Source organism: Halalkalibacter alkalisediminis, assembly GCF_028610705.1.
In the GTDB taxonomy this organism is placed as follows: domain Bacteria; phylum Bacillota; class Bacilli; order Bacillales; family Bacillaceae_D; genus Halalkalibacter; species Halalkalibacter alkalisediminis.
This window is the reverse complement of sequence record NZ_JAQQWT010000023.1, coordinates 23,483-43,385: the sequence shown is the minus strand read 5'-3', so window position 1 is coordinate 43,385 and position 19,903 is coordinate 23,483. Positions and strand designations below refer to the sequence as shown.

The window sequence follows — 19,903 nt, the reverse complement described above, 5'->3', positions numbered from 1 at the left end:
CTCTTAGGAGAATGTTAAGATGTCTCTTAGAAAGGACGGTAGTGGTTGAACATGTAGGGATTTGCTATAAAAACAGGACAGCGTAATAGCCGTCCTGTTAGGTTATTACTTTAGAATGTCGCGTGATCCACATAACGCTCTCCATTTTAATTCACTAATAATATTAATGGCAACAGCTGCACCAATTCCATCGGTCACTATTGTATGTACGCTTACGCCTGCTATCGTAGTAGCAGCCCAGATGCCATCTTTGCTCGTTCGGCCATGTTATCTACTTTAATAATCGTTTTAATTCTAAGCTCGGTTCCAGCCGTTAAGGTTAAGCCAATTTTTTTAGGCAGGAGTGCTCAAGGTACATTTGTATAAGAGTTACTAGTACGATTAAATTATAGGAACTCCTGTACATTTTTATTCATTTTCTCAAGCAACCTTTCCATTTGTAGAAGTTCCTCTTTTGAAATACCTTTGCAGACGACCTCATTAAAGTTTTCAGCAATTGGAATGATTTCTTCACCAAGTTTTTTTCCACATGGAGTAAGATAGAGTTTTAGGGAGCGTCGGTCATCTTGGCAATGACTTCTTTTAATAAACCCTTTTTTCTCAAGGCTTGAAGCCATTCTTGCAATGTTTGTCTTATCCTTTTCTAACCTGCAAACAATTTGATGTTGATATAATCCGTCCTGTTCCCAAAGAAGCATCATAATCATATTTTGCTCTGGTGCAAGGTTAAAAGGTTCGAGTTTGGCTTTTACACAACTGGTCAGAATTAAATCCGTTTTATGTAATTTAATACTGATATAGTCTTGAAACGCTAATTTCAATAAAGGACACCTCGCAATTAGTTGCTATACATACTTTTATGATGATTTTAGTATAATTAAATTGTATGGTTGCGTCAAATGTGATTGCTACTTAGGTATAAGTGAAGAATGTCAGAATACGAGTAGGAGACATGCATGAGATACCTGACGACACGTGGAGCTGCGGTGTTAGTTGGGGACTCCCTCTGTGAGAGTAGGACGTTGCCAGACGTATCGAAAGCATTCCGTTGAGGAGTGCTTTTTGGGTTGTCAAAAAATGTAAAAATGAATTTTGTTCTTACTATAAATAAGCCATGCTTATCGAGGTATTTTTCAAAAAGAATTGGTGTAATTAGACGTATAGGGCGCAAAAGCCCACCTATATTTGTGAGTTTTTATTTTTAAAGGTGATTTTCCCGATTTAAATCGCGCTCCAAAAAATATTGCGACTTATCCAATTTTATCGATACCAGCCACTTATTCACAAGTTCAGCAATATTTATAGCGATTGACATAACGAATAATCGTAACTCAAACAAGCATATTCGTGAGTGAACAAACTAGTTACCTCGTTCTTTATGAAGTCGGAGGTAGCTGAGCAAATTCAATAGGGGCATTTTCATCAACAGAATAATATATATTTATGACAAGAGATAACGAGATTCTTTATAAAACCTAATATTAGGTAGCGATTTTCCATGATTTGCAGTAAGATATTAAGGGAGTCATTTGAAAAAAATGTCGGTATGTGCTGTTCCTATTTTTTTATTTAAAATTTGCAGAAAATTAAAAAAACGCTGTAAAAAAGTTAGTTACTATAAAAATATACTTTTATGTAGACGGAGGCATTATGAAATTTAGAACGAAGCTTTATACTAGTTTAGGTTCCATTCTTATAATCATTGCCATTATAGTTGTTGTTTTACTTAATTTACTAGAACAATCTACGGTAAATATGCATGTTCTAGTTCAAGAGTTAAATGAACGCATCGATATGAGTGCAGATATTAAGTATGAGACGGCTAATATTGGTCGGCAGCTGAAAGAGACGACAACGGACTCTACGGGAACGATTAATAAATCTGTATTAAATGCTTGGGAGGAGTCTCACGTTAATCTGAAACTAGCGACAGAGTCATTAGAGAAAAAGGACACTCAGGAAAAGTCACAAGAGTTAATTGCGAAGTTCAAGACGCTTCATCAATCTTATCAAGATTTGGCTCAGCAGATTATTACGATTCAAAGATTAGAACCAGATATTGAAATACAAGCTGCGTTATGGGAAGAAGCAGAGCTAACTAGACAAAGAATGCTTCAAATTACTGAACTCCTACATGGGTTACAAGAGCAAGAGCTGAAAAATGAACTTTTTAGATCAAGAGATGCCTATAATTGGGCAGTTAAAGTGATATACATATATTTAGCTGTTGGATTAGTGCTTTGCATTAGTTTAACGATATGGGTGATTAAAAGCATTACCAAAAACCTTAATCATGTAACGGCTGTGATGCAGAGTGTGAAAAATGATGACGTAGCAACATTACCTAGGATAAAAATTGCTTCAAAAGATGAATTTGGTGCTATTGCTCGTGCTTTTAATAAAATGGCTTATACGTTAGAGGAACAAAGCAAGATTGAGAATGAGTTAAAGGTGGAGGCAGAAGAGCAGAGTTGGCTTAAAACAAGAATTGCAGAAATTGCTACCATGTTTCCTGAAATTAAAAATGTGCAGATGCTGACTGAAATGGTAATAAGGAAACTAGTTCCTATGGTTGGGGGCAGCTGGGGAATCTTCTATATAAAAGAAGTAGAAGGAGATAAAGAATATTATAAAAGAAGTGCTACGTATGCAATAGCTAAAGAAGGGAAGGGCTTTGAACAAACTTTCCAAATCGGACAAGGGTTAATTGGACAATGCGCGATTGAGAAACGTCCGATTCTATTAGATGAGATTCCAGATGGTTTTATGAAGATTCAAACTGGTATTGGAATAGCTACACCAAAAGCGAGCATTATTTTACCTGTAGAATACGAAGGGAATGTTTTGGGCGTTATTGAAATCGCTTCGTTTGGTTCATTCAGTAAGTCTCAAGTAAAATTACTAAAAGAAGTGATCAGTAATATTGGGGTTACGATGGTAAGCATCGCGAACCATGTGAAAGCAGAAAAGCTTTTACAAGAATCTCAAGTATTAACAGAAGAACTACAAGCCCAATCAGAAGAACTTCAAGTACAGCAAGAGGAATTAAGGACAACGAATGAGAAGCTTGAAGAGCAATATGAGACGTCTGAGCAAAAGAAAAAAGAGTTAGAGAAAGTTCGAGAGGCATTAGAAGAAAAAGCACAGCAGCTAGAACTAAGTTCTCAATACAAATCAGAATTTCTGGCTAATATGTCACATGAGCTTAGAACACCACTTAACAGTTTACTAATATTAGCAAAAATTCTTTCGGAGAATAGCAATAAAAATCTTACTCCTAAACAAGAGGAATATGTTCGCACCATCTACTCCTCAGGTCATGATTTACTTCACTTGATTAATGATATTCTGGACTTGGCTAAGGTAGAATCTGGTAAGCTTGAAGTGGTTCCGAAAGAGGTTAAAACAAAAAGTATTCAACAGTTTGTCTATCGGCAGTTTTCACCTGTTGCTAGACAGAAGAACGTTGGACTTTCCATTCAAGTGGAGTCAAATGTACCGGAACAAATTTTTACGGATGAGCATCGGTTACAGCAAATACTAAAAAATCTAATGTCGAATGCATTTAAATTTACCGAGCATGGAAGTGTGACGTTACTGATTCAAGAGAAACAGATGCCAGACGCAGACCCAAAACAGAAGCTGCTAGTATTTTCTGTGAGTGATACTGGGATTGGGATAGCGAAAGAAAAGCAAAATACGATCTTTGATGCGTTTAGGCAAGCGGATGGAACGACGAGTCGTCAATACGGGGGTACGGGATTAGGCTTATCTATTAGCAGAGAAATTGCTTCTTTATTAGGTGGCTCTATTGAAATAGAAAGCGAAGAAGGGAAAGGCAGTACATTTATTTTGTCGATCCCATACTTACAGTTAGATGAAAAAGTAGACAATACATCAGTTAATGATCAGGAAGTTGCAGCTGGCCTTGAGGTAGACCTTTTTTCAGAGTCGGAGATTGAAGAGCAAGACATCTTGAATGAAGAAGAAGTTAGTATGATTCAACAGAAGCTATCGTTATTAAAGGATAAAAAAATTCTCATAGTCGATGATGACACTCGCAATGTTTTTGCTCTAACGTCAGCGCTAGAAAAATACGAAATGGATATCATTTATGCTGAAAATGGCATAGAAGGAATAGAGGAGTTAGTAGAAAATCCGGATACTGATTTAATTTTAATGGACATCATGATGCCGAAGATGGATGGCTTTGAGGCGATCCGGAGAATACGGAAGCTTCCTGACTTTAAAACGTTACCGATTATTGCAGTCACGGCAAAGGCGATGAAACATAATCGTGATGAGTGTTTAGAAGCTGGAGCAACCGATTATATTAGTAAACCGATTGACATGGATCAATTACTCTCGCTCATACAAGTCTGGTTATATAGAAAGTAGGGAACAAAGATCGCGAACGCATCAGCAATACAAAGTCAATTAAGCGAGTTGGAGAAAATTGAAATAGAATTATTACTTGAAGCAATCTACCGCTATTATGGTTATGATTTCAGGAATTATGCTCTCCCTTTTCTTCAAAGAAGAATCGGGCATCGTCTTCGAAATGAGAAGCTCTCCACTATATCAGCATTACTGGAGAAGGTTCTTCATCACCCCGAAGTGATGGAGAGGTTGTTTGCTGACTTCTCGATCAACGTAACGGAAATGTTTCGAGATCCCTTGTTCTTTAAGTCTTTGCGAACAAAGGTCATCCCAATCCTTAGGGAATATCCATCCATTCGAATCTGGCATGTCGGCTGTTCGACTGGCGAGGAAGTGTATTCTATGGCTATCCTTTTACAGGAAGAAGGTATTTATGAAAAATCACAAATATATGCAACGGATATTAATACTCATATTTTAGAGAAAGCAAAGCAAGGAACTTGTTCGATTGATGGAATGCAGCTCTATACTAAGAATTACTTTGAATCTGGCGGAGAAGGGGCTTTTTCACAATATTATAAGGCAGTAGGAGATAAAGTGATTTTTCACCCTTTTCTCAAGAAAAATATGGTGTTTGCCGAACATAATCTCGTTACCGATCAATCGATCAATGAGTTTGACCTGATTATCTGCAGAAATGTCTTAATCTATTTTAATAAGAATTTGCAAAATAAGGTACATCAACTATTGTATGAAAGTCTTAGTTTACGAGGATTTCTTGGATTAGGTAAAAGAGAGGGGATTGAATTCACAAGTTATGGAAATTCTTACGAGGGAATTGACTCAAAAGAAAAACTCTACCGTAAATACAAATAGTACACCTATCAAAAAAGTTAATATATTAATGGTCGATGATCACCCTGAAAATCTACTAGCGTTGGAAGCTGTACTTACATCTCCCAACTATAATTTGGTTAGCGCAACGTCAGGGAATGAAGCGTTAAAGTATATGCTTAAACAAGATTTTGCGGTAATCTTATTAGACGTTCAGATGCCGGGCCTTAATGGGTTTGAACTTGCAAAAATCATTAAAAAGAGAGAGAAAACAAAAGATATTCCTATCATCTTTATTACAGCTATTAGTCAAGAGGATGAACATGTTCAGCATGGCTATTCAGTAGGCGCTATCGATTATATTTTTAAGCCGTTTCAACCAGACACCTTGAAGCAAAAAATGGAGCAGTTTGTCAGGATTCAGCAAAAGCATGAGGAAGAATTGTTCCAAAATAAATTAGAACGAACGGTTGAACTTGAGGAAATGAACGAAAGGTTAGATCGAGCTGCTTTAGACTTGCGTCGGTCAGAAGCGTTAACGCAGGCAATTACTGATACGTTAATGGACACGATTGTTACTTTTAATGAACAAGGCTACATCCTTTCAGTAAACCCAGCTGCTACACAAATGTTTGGATATACGGACGATGATTTATTTGGTCAGCATGTGGTAAAACTCTTTTTAAATATTGAGGGAGATGAGGGGCAGGGATCGCCGTATTTTCTCTTTTCTTTAATTGAGAAAGCAGTTGGAAAAGTGGTTGAATCTGTTGCTTTACGTAAAGATGAAACTCACTTTCCAGCTGATATTCAAGTAGGGGTGGTAACCGTTGAAGGACAACGTATTTTTGTCTGTACCATTCGCGATATTACTGAAAGAAAACAGATTGAGGAAGTGAGAAGGCAGCAATTTCAGAATTTAGAGCAGATAGTGGAGGAGCGGAAATTAGATCTTGAATTGGCTAACGAAAGATTACAGAAGGAAATTACGGAGCGAAAAAAAATGGCCGATTTCTTATTTGCTTCTAAAGAGAGGTTCCGTACCATTTTTGAATCGAGTCCCAATTTAATAGCCATTTACTCGCTAAATGAAAAGTCCTTTATCGATATGAATACTAGCTGGATAAATACTACCGGATATAGTTACGATGAGATCAAAAATGAGAAGATAAGTGTGCTCAATATAGAGGAGGAAATAAGTGGGTATTCTGTTGATTTAAGCCTACCTGTTCGTAATTTGAAGGTTAGTTACGAAACGAAAAGCGGAGAGATTCGAGCAGGTCTATTAGCAACGGAAACGATTGATGTTCATCTTGAGCCATGCGTGCTTATTGTATTAACTGATATTACAGAGACCGCTGTTTTAGAAAAAGAAATCTTTCGTTTAGATCGCTTGAATTTAATTGGCGAAATGGCCGCTGGAATCGCTCATGAAATTCGCAATCCTATGACAACGGTTCATGGCTTTTTGCAACTGGTAAGGAATGAACGTGATGAATTACCCATTGAGATCGTGGACTTAATGTTGCAAGAATTAAATCGTGCGAATTCGATTATCACAGAATTTCTCACGTTAGCGAAGGATAAAGTCAGTAATAAAAAGATGCAAAATTTAAACACGATTATTGAAAGTTTATTTCCGCTGATTCAAGCAGAAGCGCTCCGTTGTAATAAACATGCGATTCTTAATTTACATTCTTGTCCTGACCTTTTATTAGATCAAAAGGAAATTCGTCAAATCATTTTAAATGTCTCCTTAAATGGACTAGATGCGATGTCTTCTAATGGAGAACTTTCTATTAAGACATATGCAAATGAACAAGAAGTAGTGTTAGAAATAAAAGATCAAGGTGTCGGAATTACCCCAGAAGTATTAGAAAAAATGGGTACACCTTTTTTTACTACGAAGGATGAAGGAACGGGATTGGGGCTAGCGATTTGCTACAGTGTGGCCAAACGACATCATGCGACGATTCATATTGACACAGGAAAAAAGGGAACGACATTTTCTATTTGTTTTAAGCGAATGAAACTGCAATAAATAAATGAGGGGGAGGAAAGTTGAAAAAAAAATCAATCATTAGCTTTATTGGTATTCTGCTCTTTGCTATATTAATAGGTTTTCTATCAAAATCATTTGCAGAAGAAAAACCAAAAGTCGTCTTCGTCCTAAAAGACTTAAATTCTCAGTACTGGGAAATTGTCAAAGCAGGAGCAGAAAAAGGATTTCGTGATTTTGCTCTTGATGGCAGGGTCGTTGCGCCGATTATTGGAACGGCTGAGGAGCAAAGCGAATTGTTACAGGGGATCCTTAAAGAGAACCCGGATGTCTTAGTCGTTTCTCCTACCTATGCCCCGATCATTATGCCCATTTTAGATGAGTTTGTTGAACAACATATTCCAGTATTATTACTAGATACAGATAACTCCTGGGAACACAAAATAGCTTATATTGGAACTGATAATTTTGATTTAGGGAGAAAAGCAGGATCCTTATTGGCATCACAACTTCAGCCTGGGGATGATGTGGCCGTTATTGGAGGAGATGTAAAAAGCCCTGTTTCAGGTGAACGAATAGAAGGAGCGAGACTTAGTTTAAATGCGGTCCAAATCAACATTGCAACAGAAAAAGTAAATCTAGCAAACGAGGCAACTCCTATAAAGGATGCAACGAAGGAAATTCTTGAAGAGCATCCTAATATAAAAGGCATTATCGCCACAAATGATGTAATTGCTTTACAAGTGGTTAAAGTTTTGGAGGAACACGGCCTTTCGATTCCGGTTACAGGAGCCGATGGAATTATTGAAATGATAGAATTGATTGAAGATGAAAAGATTCCTGGTACGGTTGCACAGAATCCCTTTGATATGGGGTACCTAAGCGCAGAAACAGCGTTAAAAGTATCTAGAAGCGAAAGGGTGGAAAGTACGATCGATAGTGGGGTAGACATTATTATTAAAGGGAATGCCAAGCAGAGGCTAAACTTTTATAAGAGTTTGTTGAATTGATATCTTAATCGATGAGACACAAGGTTAAAGTACGATCTTGTGTCTCTCTTTTTACTTTATAAAGGCTGTTGCTTTTTAAATGAATTTCTCAAATTTAAAATATTATATTAAAATATGGAGAGAGAATTAGTATTATGGCAGTCTTATTATGAAAGGAGGTACTCGAAATGAATTCGAAAAGATTATATAGGAACGTTTTAATTACTTTATTGATTGGTGTTCCATTGAGCATATTTACTCCAATGATGGGTATGCCAACATTATTGGAATTTATTCTTTTGCCAATTGGAATAGTGTTAAGCCTTATCGGGATAGTATCATCCGTTCTACTAATCCAACATAAAGGTTTAGAAAGTTACCCATCTTAAATAACCTCAAAAAATGAGGTTATTTTTTATGCACTTTTCAAACTATCAACAGTTGTATAGTTTGATTTTTGACAGGCTGAAATAAGTATTTGCTCTACCTGTTTATCAAATGCTAAATCCTTTCCTAATTCGAGCCAACGGAACCTATAGAGGTAGTTATCCCATTTGTCCTGATTTTGTTAATTCGCTGAAATCCTCATATACATCTTTCTGCATACTTGAACGCCTCCTAAACTGCATTTTATCAACCTTTATACAGTGTGGTTAAGAAAGCAACAATCTATACGAAAACACCCATAAAAAAGAGTTCAAATACTAATGCTACCTTTTCATAATTAGTAGGAGGTAGCATGGGATTAAATGCTTGATTATTTGATTTAACTTTCTCTATTCGACAAGAAATGTAATACCTCCATAGTATTAGTTGACAACAAATACCGTTATAAATGTAATTAGAAAGAAGATTATTGCAATAGTTATTGCAAAACCAAATCTAAAGGACTTATTCTTATCTGAAATTAGTGTCTCGAATATGAAAAATACACCTACAGCTGCAATAATGAACATAATACTTGCAACTTGAGACGGATAAGTGAAGATACCTATAAGTAAAAGGCTAAAAAATAAAATACTCTGCCATATAAGTTTGCGTAGAATTATATAATGTGTTATAGTATTACTAGTCGCTGTTAACGACTGGATCTTTTATTAGGATCAAGAAGTTATATGCGGGTAATCATCTGTGAGAGCAGGTTAAAAAACAACATAGAATTCATTTTTTATACATACCGTGCTAGATGGGGAGTTGGCGGTGCCCTGTAACCCGCAATCCGCCTTAGCGGGGTTGAATTCCTTTTAGCGGTATGGCTCATGTAAGGTTTGCCTTATGCAAGCGGTGATGACCATCGGGGTCTGCGCAACAGAAATCTATGAATTTGGTCAGATCCGGAAGGAAGCAGCCATAAGTAGATCATTCTGTGTGCCGCAGGTAGCTCTGATTGAGCTGGCTACGTGAGTTACACTTATGTGACCGTATCAATGAAAGGTGCACGGTTATTACTATATTTAGGCTGGTGGCAATAGCGAAGAGGCCACACCCGTTCTCATGCCGAACACGGTCGTTAAGCTCTTTTGCGCCGATGGTAGTTGGGGGGTTCCCCTTGTGAGAGTAGGACGTTGCCAGGCAATTTGAAAGCATTCCGTTGAGGAATGCTTTTTTTGTTGAAAACGAAGCTAGTCTTAAGTGCTAGCAGTGTTATTCGCAAGTATCCGTTTTTAATAGCGACTTGGTCAACACCTTCACAATGCCTATGGTTTCAATGAGGAACAGTGTCCAATTTCCTCCTAAAGTCAAAACAGATTATGAGTTCCCAGTCAGGATCTTTTTGGAGGAAAATGATTTTTGGGGTGGTGGAGAGTTTGAGAATAATCCGGAGATCAAATTGACAATCGCTTAATGGATTGAAAGAAACAAAGCAGGCCATCTAGACGTACCAATCTTACATGAATCCGAAAGTTTTGTGGACAAAGTGTACGTAAATGATTAAAAAGGATGGATGAATTAATACACGATGACAAGAAAGATTCCGCTTGAAATGTGGGTGTTGTGGAATGAGTGGTTTTCAATGTTTTCAAGAAATCAAGATTGCACGATTGAGTATAGACGTGATTGAGACAATAGGAACAAGAAGTCTACATAAGTAGGCTTTTTGTTGCCTGCATCCTCTACTTAGCTTACCACATTCGTTCTCTGCTCCTATGTTATCCATAATTTATGGTGAATTGACAAGACCGCGAACAAAATAACAAAAGCCCAAGAAAAAGCAGAGGGAACTGAATAGAATGATAATAATTAAAGGGTTTTAAATTCAGAAGTGACAAGGTGGATATGTTAACAAACAAGGTATTTAAAGGTTGGTGAGATAGTGGAAACCTATAACAAGAAAGGTTTTAAAGTGGGAGATTGGGTTATAGGAAAATCGTATAATGGAGAAATTGTACATGGATATATAGAAATAATTGAGCCGTTGAACACCATAGTAAAGGTCTTTGTCATTGATAGTGATAATTTAAGATTTAAAGGAAGAACGATTAAGCTAAATGAAAAGACAGTTGAGAAACAACCTATATTTTCAGAATATGTAGAAGGAGAACTTCTCAATTTAATAGATTTAGCGCTCTCCACTCGAGACGAGCAATGGTTCTTTGAATTGACGGCGAAGTTGCTACGGAAACAACAGAGGTTGATGATTAGAAAGAAGGATTAATTGTTTGGAGTAACTTGATGTGCTGCTCACTAAAAATGAGAATCTAAAATTGATTAATCTATGGGATAAGCAGTAGTTTCTAGTAATGACCGATATTGAGCCTAGCTGACCATAAAAGAGAAAGGGATTCTTACTGCAACTGTAAAGTGAGAATCCCTTCGTAAGTCAGGATGTTTTAGTTCGTTTTAAATCGGTTTATTTCTGTTTGTAAAATTTCTGCTGTGTGGACAAGATCATTAATAGAAGTAATAATCTATTGCATCGTGACAGATTGCTTCTCTGTTGAAGCAGCCACATATTGAACATTTTCGGCGTTTTGAATGGAGATTGTTTGGATGTTGTCTATAAAAGAAGCAATCTCTTGAATGTTTCGGTTAATCTCGTTTGAAAGCTGGTCGACTTCGCTAATATCATTGGGAATGCCAAAGATAGAAGTAGATATTTCTTTAAAAGCATTGTTTGCATGATTGACTAGTAACAATCCTTCTTTTACCGATTGACTGCCTTGTTCTGTAACGGTAACGGCTACCTTGGTTTCGTTCTTAATTTGATTAATGAGAGAAGCAACAACGGCAAAACCAGCCCCGTGCCTACCTGCACGTGCTGCTTCAATAGAAGCATTTAAAGCCAGTAAATTCGTTTGTTCAGCAAAACCTGTTATGAGTGAAACGATTTCTTGAATTTCATTTGCTTTATTATTCAGGTTTAGAATGACTTGAACAGTAGAATCAGTATGTTTGTCAATAGAATGCATTTGTTCGATTGCTTTTTCAACAATCACATTCCCTTCATTAGCTTGAATGGTTGTAACATTTGACGAGTGTGACACTCATTTGATCATTTCTCCAATTCGATCAAATTCATTTGAAATCGTTGAAATGGATTGATTGATCGTTATCGTATTATCGGCTTGTACTGTGTTTCCTGTTGCTACTTCTTGTAAGTGGTCTGAGATTTTCTCTACTGAATGACTCACTTGCTCTGACCCTTGAGAGATCACTTTAGATGATTCAAAAACAAGACCGGAATTTGATCCAACTTCTATTAGAATCGTTTTGAAATTGGTAACTAGCCTGTTAAAACTTAGAATGAGTTCGTCTATTTGAGGTGGAAAAGCGCTTCATCCTCGATATAAAAAGAGTCACCATAAGTAAAGCCTTGTTGTTGTAATTTTCATCAGCTGCTAGAAGGGTTTCGTCCAAAGATAATATGTATTGAGCACTAAAGATATCTTTGTGCTCAACAGTCCAACTGATTATATCACCTGTTTGTGCAGCGGCAGAAAAATCTCCATTTGCTAATTGTTCCATCACTAAAGGATCCAATAAACCGGTTGTAATATTGGCACACCCATACAACCGCTTCTTTCACCTTATCGTACGTAATTTTGTAATTAGAAAAACAAATGGAAGTAATACATAAAAGCATCATTGATAGAATGATTAAGCCTAATTTATGAGTTATTTTCGTCAATTTCAACATTTAAAGCACCTCTTTATGTTATCGTTATAACTTTTATACTAGTAGTTTAGTAGTTTTTAGGATTGAAAAATGGGATATATCACACAGTTAGTGCTTTCATTCTTCTTTCATATGAATGAGATCTCTAACCTTGCCTCTTAGTCTTTTCCAAGTCCAAATGTATAAAACATTACCAAATTTTCCTAATGACCTTGTAAGTCATGTTTCATCTCCTTATACTTAAACGATAGGAAAGTTTTGAAAGGAGCTATTTATGACAAATCCTTCTGTGAAATTTGATTTACATACCCATAATGAGATGTGTGGTCATGCAATTGGTACGATTGAAGATTATGTGAGGTCAGCAATAGAAAAAGGGTTGCAAATCATAGGAATATCTGATCACACCCCGTATTTTCACAGTGATCAAGATCAACCTTTTCCACGTATTACTATGGCAAAATCGGGTTTCGCTCAGTATATTGAGGAAGTTTTGCGTTTAAAAGAGGTGTATGCGGATCAAATTGAGGTTCTTTTAGGAATAGAAAGTGATTTTTTTCCAGAAAGTAGTGAAGTGTACAAACAAGCGCTAAAGGAGCAGCCGTTTGATTATGTGATTGGTTCTGTTCATTTCGTTGATAATATTAGTATTTTTAAAAAGGGACGTTGGGACGGATTAACGAATGCTCAGAAAGTCAAAACAAAAGAAAACTATTATAGTCTAATTGAACATTCTGCGCGCAGTGGGTTGTTCCAGATTCTTGGACACATTGATGCCATGAAGGGGTATTATCCAGAATTTTCGAGTATACAAGTGGCTGCGATCGATCATACGTTACGTGTGATTGGAGAGCAAGGGGTAGTAATTGAAATCAATACGTCTGGTAAAACAAAGGATTCTGGTGGTTGGTATCCCGCAGATGACATACTGGAGAGAGCGTTGTTTCACAACGTCGGTGTAACCTTCGGATCGGATGCGCATCATCCTAACCGAGTAGGGGACGAATTTGAGGAAGTACAGAAAAGACTGAAGGAAATAGGCTTTAAAGAGATGAATTACTTTATTAATAAAGAGAAACAATCTATTGTTATATAGGTTAAAAAACTTGTCTAGGGTGAATCTAGACAAGTTTTTTTAGTGTAATATAAGACGGAGTGACCATTTTAACTCTGTATAGGGGATTGCTCGGCTTTAAGAATCTAAGTCATTCCTATTTACAGTAAAATCTTATTGAATACGAATGAATATGTTATGATAAACAAGTCCACCCTTTTGAATAAATAGACATGCTACTTAGAACGTATTATAAAGAACGTGAAGGTGATTACAAATGATTGAAGTCAAGACGTCCAAACTCAGTACAGGGGAGTTTAATAGAGGGGTATTCGCAACGCGAGATATCACTAAAGGAGAGCTGATACACGTAGCTCCTGTTATCCCTTATCTAAATGAAGAACATATTCTTATACAGGAAACGACCCTGGCGGATTATGTGTATGAATATGGAAAAAATCACTCAGCAGTTGTGTTGGGATACGGGATGTTGTTTAATCACTCGTATGAACCTAATGCAACGTATGATATTGATTTTGAAAGCCATACATTTAACTATTATGCGTATCAAGATATAAAAGCTGGAGAAGAAATTTTAATTAATTATAATGGCGAAGTGGATAATATGAGTCCCCTTTGGTTTCTAGAGAATGATGATGAAAAAGCTGAACAGGAAAGTGATTAAATGATAGTTGTTTAATACAATTGGTTGGGAAACCATTTTTTCATCTTTTTCTCAAACAGGGAAACCGATCTAACTATACGAAAAACTCAACAACAGAATGAGGATGAAGAATCGAATCAACTGCTATTAGGTAGTTGATTTTTTGCTTTCTTATTTTCTTCAGAACCAGAGGATGAGTTTCGTATGTTTGAGGATTTGTAGAGATTATTCTGAGTCCTAGGGGTTGTGGCAAGGTCTTTTTGATGTAAAAAAATAGATTGTGAGTATTTCTAACTGTTTATTTTCAACACCTCCTATATTTTTGCAATTTTCGCAAATGATATATGCTATAACTTTAGTAATCCTAGGTGAGGTGTGAGATAGACTAACATTATTAGTTTGAAAGGATAATATTCTTGAATGAAAGGGTGATGTCTATTTTACATATTGATAAATAATTGAATTGGACTATTTAACAATATGTATAGTGTAATAGCCTAGGATTAAAAGTAGAATTAAATCAGAGTTCACTAGGATTTACATAACAATAGTATGAAAGTAGCTAATGATCAACTGAAATTGAATTCAGTTTTAGGGTGTAGTAATTGATACAAGTACCGCCATGAACCTTATGATGAACTCATTTGTAGTAAGAGATGTTAGCTTACTATAGAGTTTCTTCTATAAATATACTGAGGTATTAAGGGGGAATTGTTATGTCAGATACTGTGAAAATAGGCCTTATTCAAGCTTCTAATGATGTACATGGGGATGAGCCTGTTGAGGTTCATAAGGAAAAAGCGATTGGGAAACATATCAATTTAGTAAAAGAGGCAAAAGATAAAGGAGCACAAATTGTATGTTTGCAAGAAATTTTCTATGGACCTTACTTTTGCTCTGAGCAAAACTCAAAATGGTATGATGCTGCAGAAGAAATTCCGAATGGCCCTACAACGAGACGCTTTCAAGATTTGGCTAAGGAACTAGGTATTGTGATCGTTCTCCCAATCTATGAGCGTGAAGGGATTGCCACTTATTATAATACAGCTGCTGTAATTGACGCAGATGGTTCTTATCTTGGTAAATACCGTAAGCAACACATTCCTCAAGTTGGAGTTGGTAATGAAGGACATGGTTTTTGGGAGAAATACTACTTCAAGCCAGGTAACTTAGGGTATCCAGTATTTGATACGGCTTTTGCCAAAGTAGGTGTTTATATTTGCTATGATCGACATTTTCCAGAGGGTGCTAGACTACTCGGATTAAAAGGAGCTGAAATTGTATTTAATCCTTCAGCAACCGTAGCTGGATTATCAGAGTATCTTTGGAAGTTAGAGCAACCAGCACATGCAGTAGCCAACGGTTACTATGTCGGAGCAATCAATCGTGTTGGGATAGAAGGGCCTTGGAAGATGGGGGAGTTCTATGGACAATCGTATTTAGTGGACCCAAGAGGAAGCTTTGTTTCTATCGGAAGCAGAGATGAAGATGAGGTCATAATTGGCGAGATGAATAAAAAACTTATACGTGAAGTGAGAGATACTTGGCAATTTTATCGCGACCGCCGCCCGGAGACTTACGAAGAAATGACTTCTCTTCTTCCATAAGTAAATGGACCTAATGGGTTTTACATAGATTAGTAGTAAGAAAGAAGTATCTATGTGAAACCCATTTTATTAATAGCAACTATTTTGTAAAGGAGGCATTTCTATTGGATCATAAAAGCGCAAAACATACATCATTATTAGATATAAAGAAAAATTTTGAAGAAGCCCATCTAGGTTTAGCCAATCAAGAAGCGATTGAAGAGGCTAACAGATGTTTATATTGCTATGATGCTCCCTGTATTACCGCTTGCCCTACTGGAATTGATATCCCATCCTTTATTAAAAAAATAGCATCTGGAAATTTAAAAGGGTCTGCAAAAACAATTATGACAGCAAACCCAATAGGAGCAAGCTGTGCGAGAGTCTGTCCAACTGAAGAACTATGCGAAGGGGCTTGTGTTCTTAACCATAGTACGAAACCGATTATGATTGGCAATTTACAGAGGTATGCAACTGATTGGGCGATTAAAAATGAACAAGTATTATTTAAACCTGGTCAGAAAAATGGAAAAACAGTCGCGATTGTAGGCGGTGGACCTGCTGGTTTATCTGCTGCTCGTGAACTTGCATTGTTAGGCTATCAAGTAACCATTTTTGAAGCGGAAGAAAAAGCTGGTGGTTTAAATACGTATGGGATCGTTTCTTTCCGTTTACCTCAAGCTATTTCGTTCTGGGAAGTAGATCAGGTGAAAACATTAGAAGTAGATATCCGAACGAATACAAGAGTTGGCAAAGATATCTCAGTCGAACAATTAACTGAAGATTTCGACGTTATTGTGTTGGCTATTGGAATGTCAAGCGTACCTAATCTCGGGATTGAGGGAGAAGAACTAGAAGGTGTGTATGATGCTATTGATTTTGTGAAGGGAACAAAGTCAGAGGAAATCTCAAATCATTTAGTAGGAAAACGTGCTGTTGTTATTGGCGCAGGCAATACAGCCATTGACGGTGCTACTTGTTCTGTTCGGTTAGGTGCAGAAAATGTCAAAATCCTATACCGTAGAACCGAAGACGAAATGACGGCTTATGACTTTGAGTATGAGTTTGCTAAGCAAGAAGGTGTTGAATTCCGTTGGTTAACAGCTCCAAGACGATTAATCGGTGATGAAAATGGTAAAGTGAAAGCAATTGAGTGTATCAAAATGGAATTAGCGGACCCAAGTGAAGATGGTCGTCGTCGTCCTCTACCTGTAAAAGGTTCAGAATTTACTTTACAGGTAGACGCTGTTATTAAGGCCATTGGTCAATCTCGATACATTCAGTTGATCGAACAATTTGGTTTGCAACATGACGGTGGGGTCGTAAAAATAAATCAAGAAACCTTCCAAACATCAAATGAAAAAGTCTTTGCATGTGGTGATGTTATCTTTGGTAAAGGACAAGGTGAAGCAATGGTTGTTTCCGCAGCTCAACAAGGCAAGGAGACAGCGTATGCCATTCATAAACAACTATTTAAGAGCATAACAGAATCTGCGTGAAGGCTTTCATTTAAAAGAAAAGAGGAGGTTTAATACAATTATGGCTGATCTACAAATAAACCTGGCAGGAATTAAATCGCCGAATCCATTTTGGCTTGCTTCGGCTCCACCCACTAATTCAGGTTACCAAGTTCAAAGAGCATTTGAAGCAGGTTGGGGGGGAGCTGTTTGGAAGACGTTAGGAGATCCTATTTTAAATGTTTCTTCTCGTTTTGCTGCAGTAAGTTTTAATGGACAAAAGGTTGCAGGCTTTAATAACATCGAACTAATTACAGATCGTCCACTTGAGGTGAATTTAAAAGAAATTTATGAGACGAAAAAGAAGTTTCCAAACCATGCCATTATTGCCTCGCTAATGGTTGAACCGAAACAGGAAAAATGGCATGAGATCGTTAAACGTGTTGAGGATGTTGGAGTTGACGGTCTTGAACTTAATTTTGGTTGTCCGCATGGGATGGCAGAGCGTGGGATGGGTGCTGCTTCTGGGCAAGTTCCGGAATTAGTAGAAAAGCAAACATATTGGGCAAAACAAGTGGCCCAAACACCTGTTATCGTAAAGCTCACACCGAACATTACGGATATAACGGTAACTGCAGAGGCAGCGGTTCAAGGGGGTGCTGATGCGATTAGTATGATTAACACCATTAATAGTTTAGCAGGTGTTGATATTGATACATGGAATACCATTCCCCATGTAGCTGGTAAAGGTGCTCATGGTGGTTATTGTGGCCCAGCTGTTAAACCTATAGCTCTTAATATGGTTGCAGAGTGTGCGCGCAATCCGCGCATTAACGTACCTATTTCAGGAATCGGAGGCATCTCCAACTGGAAGGATACGGTTGAATACTTGTTGATGGGGGCAACAGGAGTTCAAGTTTGTACAGCAGCGATGCACCATGGATTCCGCATTGTTGAAGACATGATCGAAGGGCTTTCCAACTATTTAGACGAAAAAGGGATCGAGTCCATTGACGGTATAGTTGGGAAATCTGTATCGCGCTACTCAGATTGGGGGAATCTTGATCTGAACTATAAAGTAGCGGCTAGAATTAACACGGATGTGTGTATTAACTGTAATAAATGTCATATTGCTTGTGAAGATACATCCCATCAATGTATCGATATGTTAAAGGACGAAAACGGGAAAAGTTACTTAAAAGTAGATGAAGATAACTGTGTAGGTTGTAATCTATGTTCAATCGTATGTCCAGTGGATGGTGCCATTGACATGGTTGAACTTCAAAGTGAACAACCACCAATGACATGGAACGAACGTCAAGCAGCAATCGGTTCAATACAAAGCTGTGAAGTCGATGTAGGAAAGTGATAGGGGGAATAATGAATAATGAAAAAACTCATAAAAAATGGAATCATTGTAACGGCTACTGATACGTATCAAGCAGACCTACTTATTGAGAATGGAAAAATCTCCTGTATAGGGCAAGACTTAGCCGTAGGCGGGGCAGAGGTCATTGATGCAAAAGGGTGCTATGTGTTTCCAGGGGCAATTGATCCTCACACACATCTTGAAATGCCGTTTGGTGGAACGGTTTCCAAGGATGATTTTGAAACAGGGACAATTGCTGCAGCTTTTGGCGGAACGACAACGGTGATCGATTTTTGTTTAACGAGTAAAGGAGAGCCTTTGACAAATGCGATTCAAACTTGGCATGCAAAGTCAAAGGACAAAGCGGTAATAGACTACGGATTCCATCTAATGATCGGAGAAATAAATGATGACGTCCTAGAAGAATTGCCGGTCGTCATGGACGAAGAGGGGATTACGTCTTTTAAAGTATTTATGGCTTATAAAAATGTCTTCCAAGCGGATGATGGAACACTCTTTCGAACATTAGTGGCGGCAAAAGAACTTGGTGGATTAGTCATGGTGCATGCTGAAAATGGAGATGTCATCGAATATTTAATCCAACAGGCGCTAGCAGAAGGAAAAACAGATCCAATCTATCATGCTCTTACTAGACCACCAGAAGTAGAAGGAGAAGCAACCAGTAGAGCGACGCAGTTAACCGGTTTAGCCAATTCTCAGTTGTATGTCGTGCATGTTTCCTGTGCTGATGCGGTTGAGAAAATCGCAGATGCTAGAAGAAAAGGGTTTGACGTTTGGGGAGAGACATGTCCCCAATATCTAGTTCTCGACCAAACTTATCTAGAAAAGCCTGACTTTGAGGGTGCAAAGTACGTATGGTCACCTCCTCTTAGAGAAAAGTGGCATCAAGACGTATTGTGGAATGCACTAAAAAATGGGGACTTACAAACATTAGGGTCAGATCAATGCTCTTTTGATTTCAAAGGACAAAAGGATTTAGGAAAAGGTGATTTTACAAAGATCCCCAATGGAGGACCGATTATCGAAGATCGAGTAAGCATTCTTTTTTCAGAGGGAGTAAACAAAGGTCGTATCACATTAAATCAATTTGTTAATATTACATCGACTCGAATCGCAAAATTATTTGGATTATATCCACAAAAAGGAACCATTGCTGTTGGAACGGACGCAGATCTTGTCATTTTTGATCCGAAAATAGAAAGAATTATTTCTGTAGAAACTCATCATATGGCAGCTGATTATAATCCTTTTGAAGGCATGAAGGTGACAGGAGAGCCTGTAACAGTGTTATCTCGTGGTGAATTCGTTATTCGTGAAAAGCAGTTTGTCGGGAAGCTAGGACATGGTCGATATCTTAAAAGAGCCAAATATAACTCAGAAAAAACAGATGTAAGACAAAGTAATTCATTAACAATATGATTAAAAAGCCATTG

The 19,903-nt window shown here is 37.4% G+C and carries 15 protein-coding genes, 1 rRNA gene, 1 other RNA gene and 2 pseudogenes; 13 read left to right on the top strand and 6 right to left on the bottom strand.

Annotated elements, in window-relative coordinates:
• Window positions 1-110: 110 nt before the first annotated feature.
• A pseudogene (locus PQ474_RS20155) lies at window positions 111-341 on the bottom strand (pyridine nucleotide-disulfide oxidoreductase); the annotation flags it as partial.
• Between the two features lie 45 nt (window positions 342-386).
• On the bottom strand, window positions 387-821 hold the full coding sequence (locus tag PQ474_RS20150; RefSeq protein ID WP_273847205.1) for a MarR family winged helix-turn-helix transcriptional regulator: 435 nt from the start codon (window positions 819-821) through the stop codon (window positions 387-389).
• An 829-nt stretch (window positions 822-1,650) separates the two neighbouring features.
• Here PQ474_RS20150 and PQ474_RS20145 point away from each other — a divergent pair.
• Genes PQ474_RS20145 through PQ474_RS20130 form a run of 4 tightly spaced genes read left to right on the top strand, consistent with a single transcriptional unit; the run spans window position 1,651 to window position 8,223 of the window.
• Entirely contained in the window at window positions 1,651-4,398 is a 2,748-nt protein-coding gene (locus tag PQ474_RS20145; RefSeq protein WP_273847204.1) for a response regulator, read from the top strand.
• A gap of 48 nt (window positions 4,399-4,446) precedes the next feature.
• On the top strand, window positions 4,447-5,256 hold the full coding sequence (locus tag PQ474_RS20140; RefSeq protein ID WP_273847202.1) for a CheR family methyltransferase: 810 nt from the start codon (window positions 4,447-4,449) through the stop codon (window positions 5,254-5,256).
• A complete protein-coding gene (locus PQ474_RS20135) occupies window positions 5,183-7,255 on the top strand; it encodes a PAS domain S-box protein (RefSeq protein ID WP_273847200.1) in 2,073 nt (690 codons plus the stop codon). The genes PQ474_RS20140 and PQ474_RS20135 overlap by 74 nt, the downstream gene beginning before the upstream one ends.
• Window positions 7,256-7,275: 20 nt before the next feature.
• Window positions 7,276-8,223, top strand: coding sequence for a substrate-binding domain-containing protein (locus tag PQ474_RS20130; RefSeq protein WP_273847197.1), 948 nt, complete (start codon window positions 7,276-7,278; stop codon window positions 8,221-8,223).
• Window positions 8,224-8,617: 394 nt separating this feature from the next.
• On the opposite strand, the pseudogene PQ474_RS20125 reads toward PQ474_RS20130, so the two are convergent.
• Window positions 8,618-8,752: pseudogene (locus PQ474_RS20125) on the bottom strand (IS1595 family transposase); the annotation flags it as partial.
• A gap of 627 nt (window positions 8,753-9,379) precedes the next feature.
• Here PQ474_RS20125 and ffs point away from each other — a divergent pair.
• From ffs to PQ474_RS20110, 3 genes are all read left to right on the top strand, one after another.
• An RNA gene (ffs, locus tag PQ474_RS20120) (signal recognition particle sRNA large type) lies at window positions 9,380-9,644 on the top strand.
• A gap of 16 nt (window positions 9,645-9,660) precedes the next feature.
• A 5S ribosomal RNA gene (gene rrf / locus PQ474_RS20115) occupies window positions 9,661-9,776 on the top strand.
• A 740-nt stretch (window positions 9,777-10,516) separates the two neighbouring features.
• Window positions 10,517-10,858 carry an IDEAL domain-containing protein gene (locus PQ474_RS20110; protein WP_273847196.1) on the top strand — a complete coding sequence of 114 codons (342 nt, stop codon included), beginning with the start codon at window positions 10,517-10,519 and terminating at the stop codon, window positions 10,856-10,858.
• Between the two features lie 253 nt (window positions 10,859-11,111).
• Here the strand turns inward: PQ474_RS20110 and PQ474_RS20105 are convergent, their stop codons facing one another.
• The 3 genes from PQ474_RS20105 to PQ474_RS20095 all read right to left on the bottom strand — a co-directional run bounded on the left by PQ474_RS20105 (window position 11,112) and on the right by PQ474_RS20095 (window position 12,168).
• Window positions 11,112-11,687 (bottom strand): methyl-accepting chemotaxis protein, encoded by a 576-nt coding sequence (locus PQ474_RS20105; RefSeq protein ID WP_273847195.1) that lies wholly within the window; start codon window positions 11,685-11,687, stop codon window positions 11,112-11,114.
• Window positions 11,688-11,834 (bottom strand): hypothetical protein, encoded by a 147-nt coding sequence (locus PQ474_RS20100; RefSeq protein ID WP_273847194.1) that lies wholly within the window; start codon window positions 11,832-11,834, stop codon window positions 11,688-11,690. It lies immediately after the preceding gene.
• Between the two features lie 100 nt (window positions 11,835-11,934).
• Entirely contained in the window at window positions 11,935-12,168 is a 234-nt protein-coding gene (locus PQ474_RS20095) for a RidA family protein (protein ID WP_273847193.1), read from the bottom strand.
• 425 nt (window positions 12,169-12,593) lie between these two features.
• On the opposite strand from PQ474_RS20095, the gene PQ474_RS20090 reads away from it, so the two are divergent.
• From PQ474_RS20090 to hydA, 6 genes are all read left to right on the top strand, one after another.
• A complete protein-coding gene (locus PQ474_RS20090; protein ID WP_273847192.1) occupies window positions 12,594-13,415 on the top strand; it encodes a histidinol-phosphatase in 822 nt (273 codons plus the stop codon).
• Between the two features lie 235 nt (window positions 13,416-13,650).
• Window positions 13,651-14,058 carry an SET domain-containing protein gene (locus tag PQ474_RS20085; RefSeq protein ID WP_273847191.1) on the top strand — a complete coding sequence of 136 codons (408 nt, stop codon included), beginning with the start codon at window positions 13,651-13,653 and terminating at the stop codon, window positions 14,056-14,058.
• A gap of 695 nt (window positions 14,059-14,753) precedes the next feature.
• Complete coding sequence (locus PQ474_RS20080) at window positions 14,754-15,644, top strand: nitrilase-related carbon-nitrogen hydrolase (RefSeq protein ID WP_273847190.1); 891 nt, start codon at window positions 14,754-14,756, stop codon at window positions 15,642-15,644.
• 104 nt (window positions 15,645-15,748) lie between these two features.
• Window positions 15,749-17,122 (top strand): NAD(P)-dependent oxidoreductase, encoded by a 1,374-nt coding sequence (locus PQ474_RS20075; protein WP_390186756.1) that lies wholly within the window; start codon window positions 15,749-15,751, stop codon window positions 17,120-17,122.
• A gap of 40 nt (window positions 17,123-17,162) precedes the next feature.
• Window positions 17,163-18,449 carry an NAD-dependent dihydropyrimidine dehydrogenase subunit PreA gene (gene preA / locus PQ474_RS20070; protein ID WP_273847189.1) on the top strand — a complete coding sequence of 429 codons (1,287 nt, stop codon included), beginning with the start codon at window positions 17,163-17,165 and terminating at the stop codon, window positions 18,447-18,449.
• Window positions 18,450-18,467: 18 nt separating this feature from the next.
• A complete protein-coding gene (gene hydA / locus PQ474_RS20065; RefSeq protein ID WP_273847188.1) occupies window positions 18,468-19,889 on the top strand; it encodes a dihydropyrimidinase in 1,422 nt (473 codons plus the stop codon).
• The last annotated feature ends 14 nt before the right edge of the window (window positions 19,890-19,903 follow it).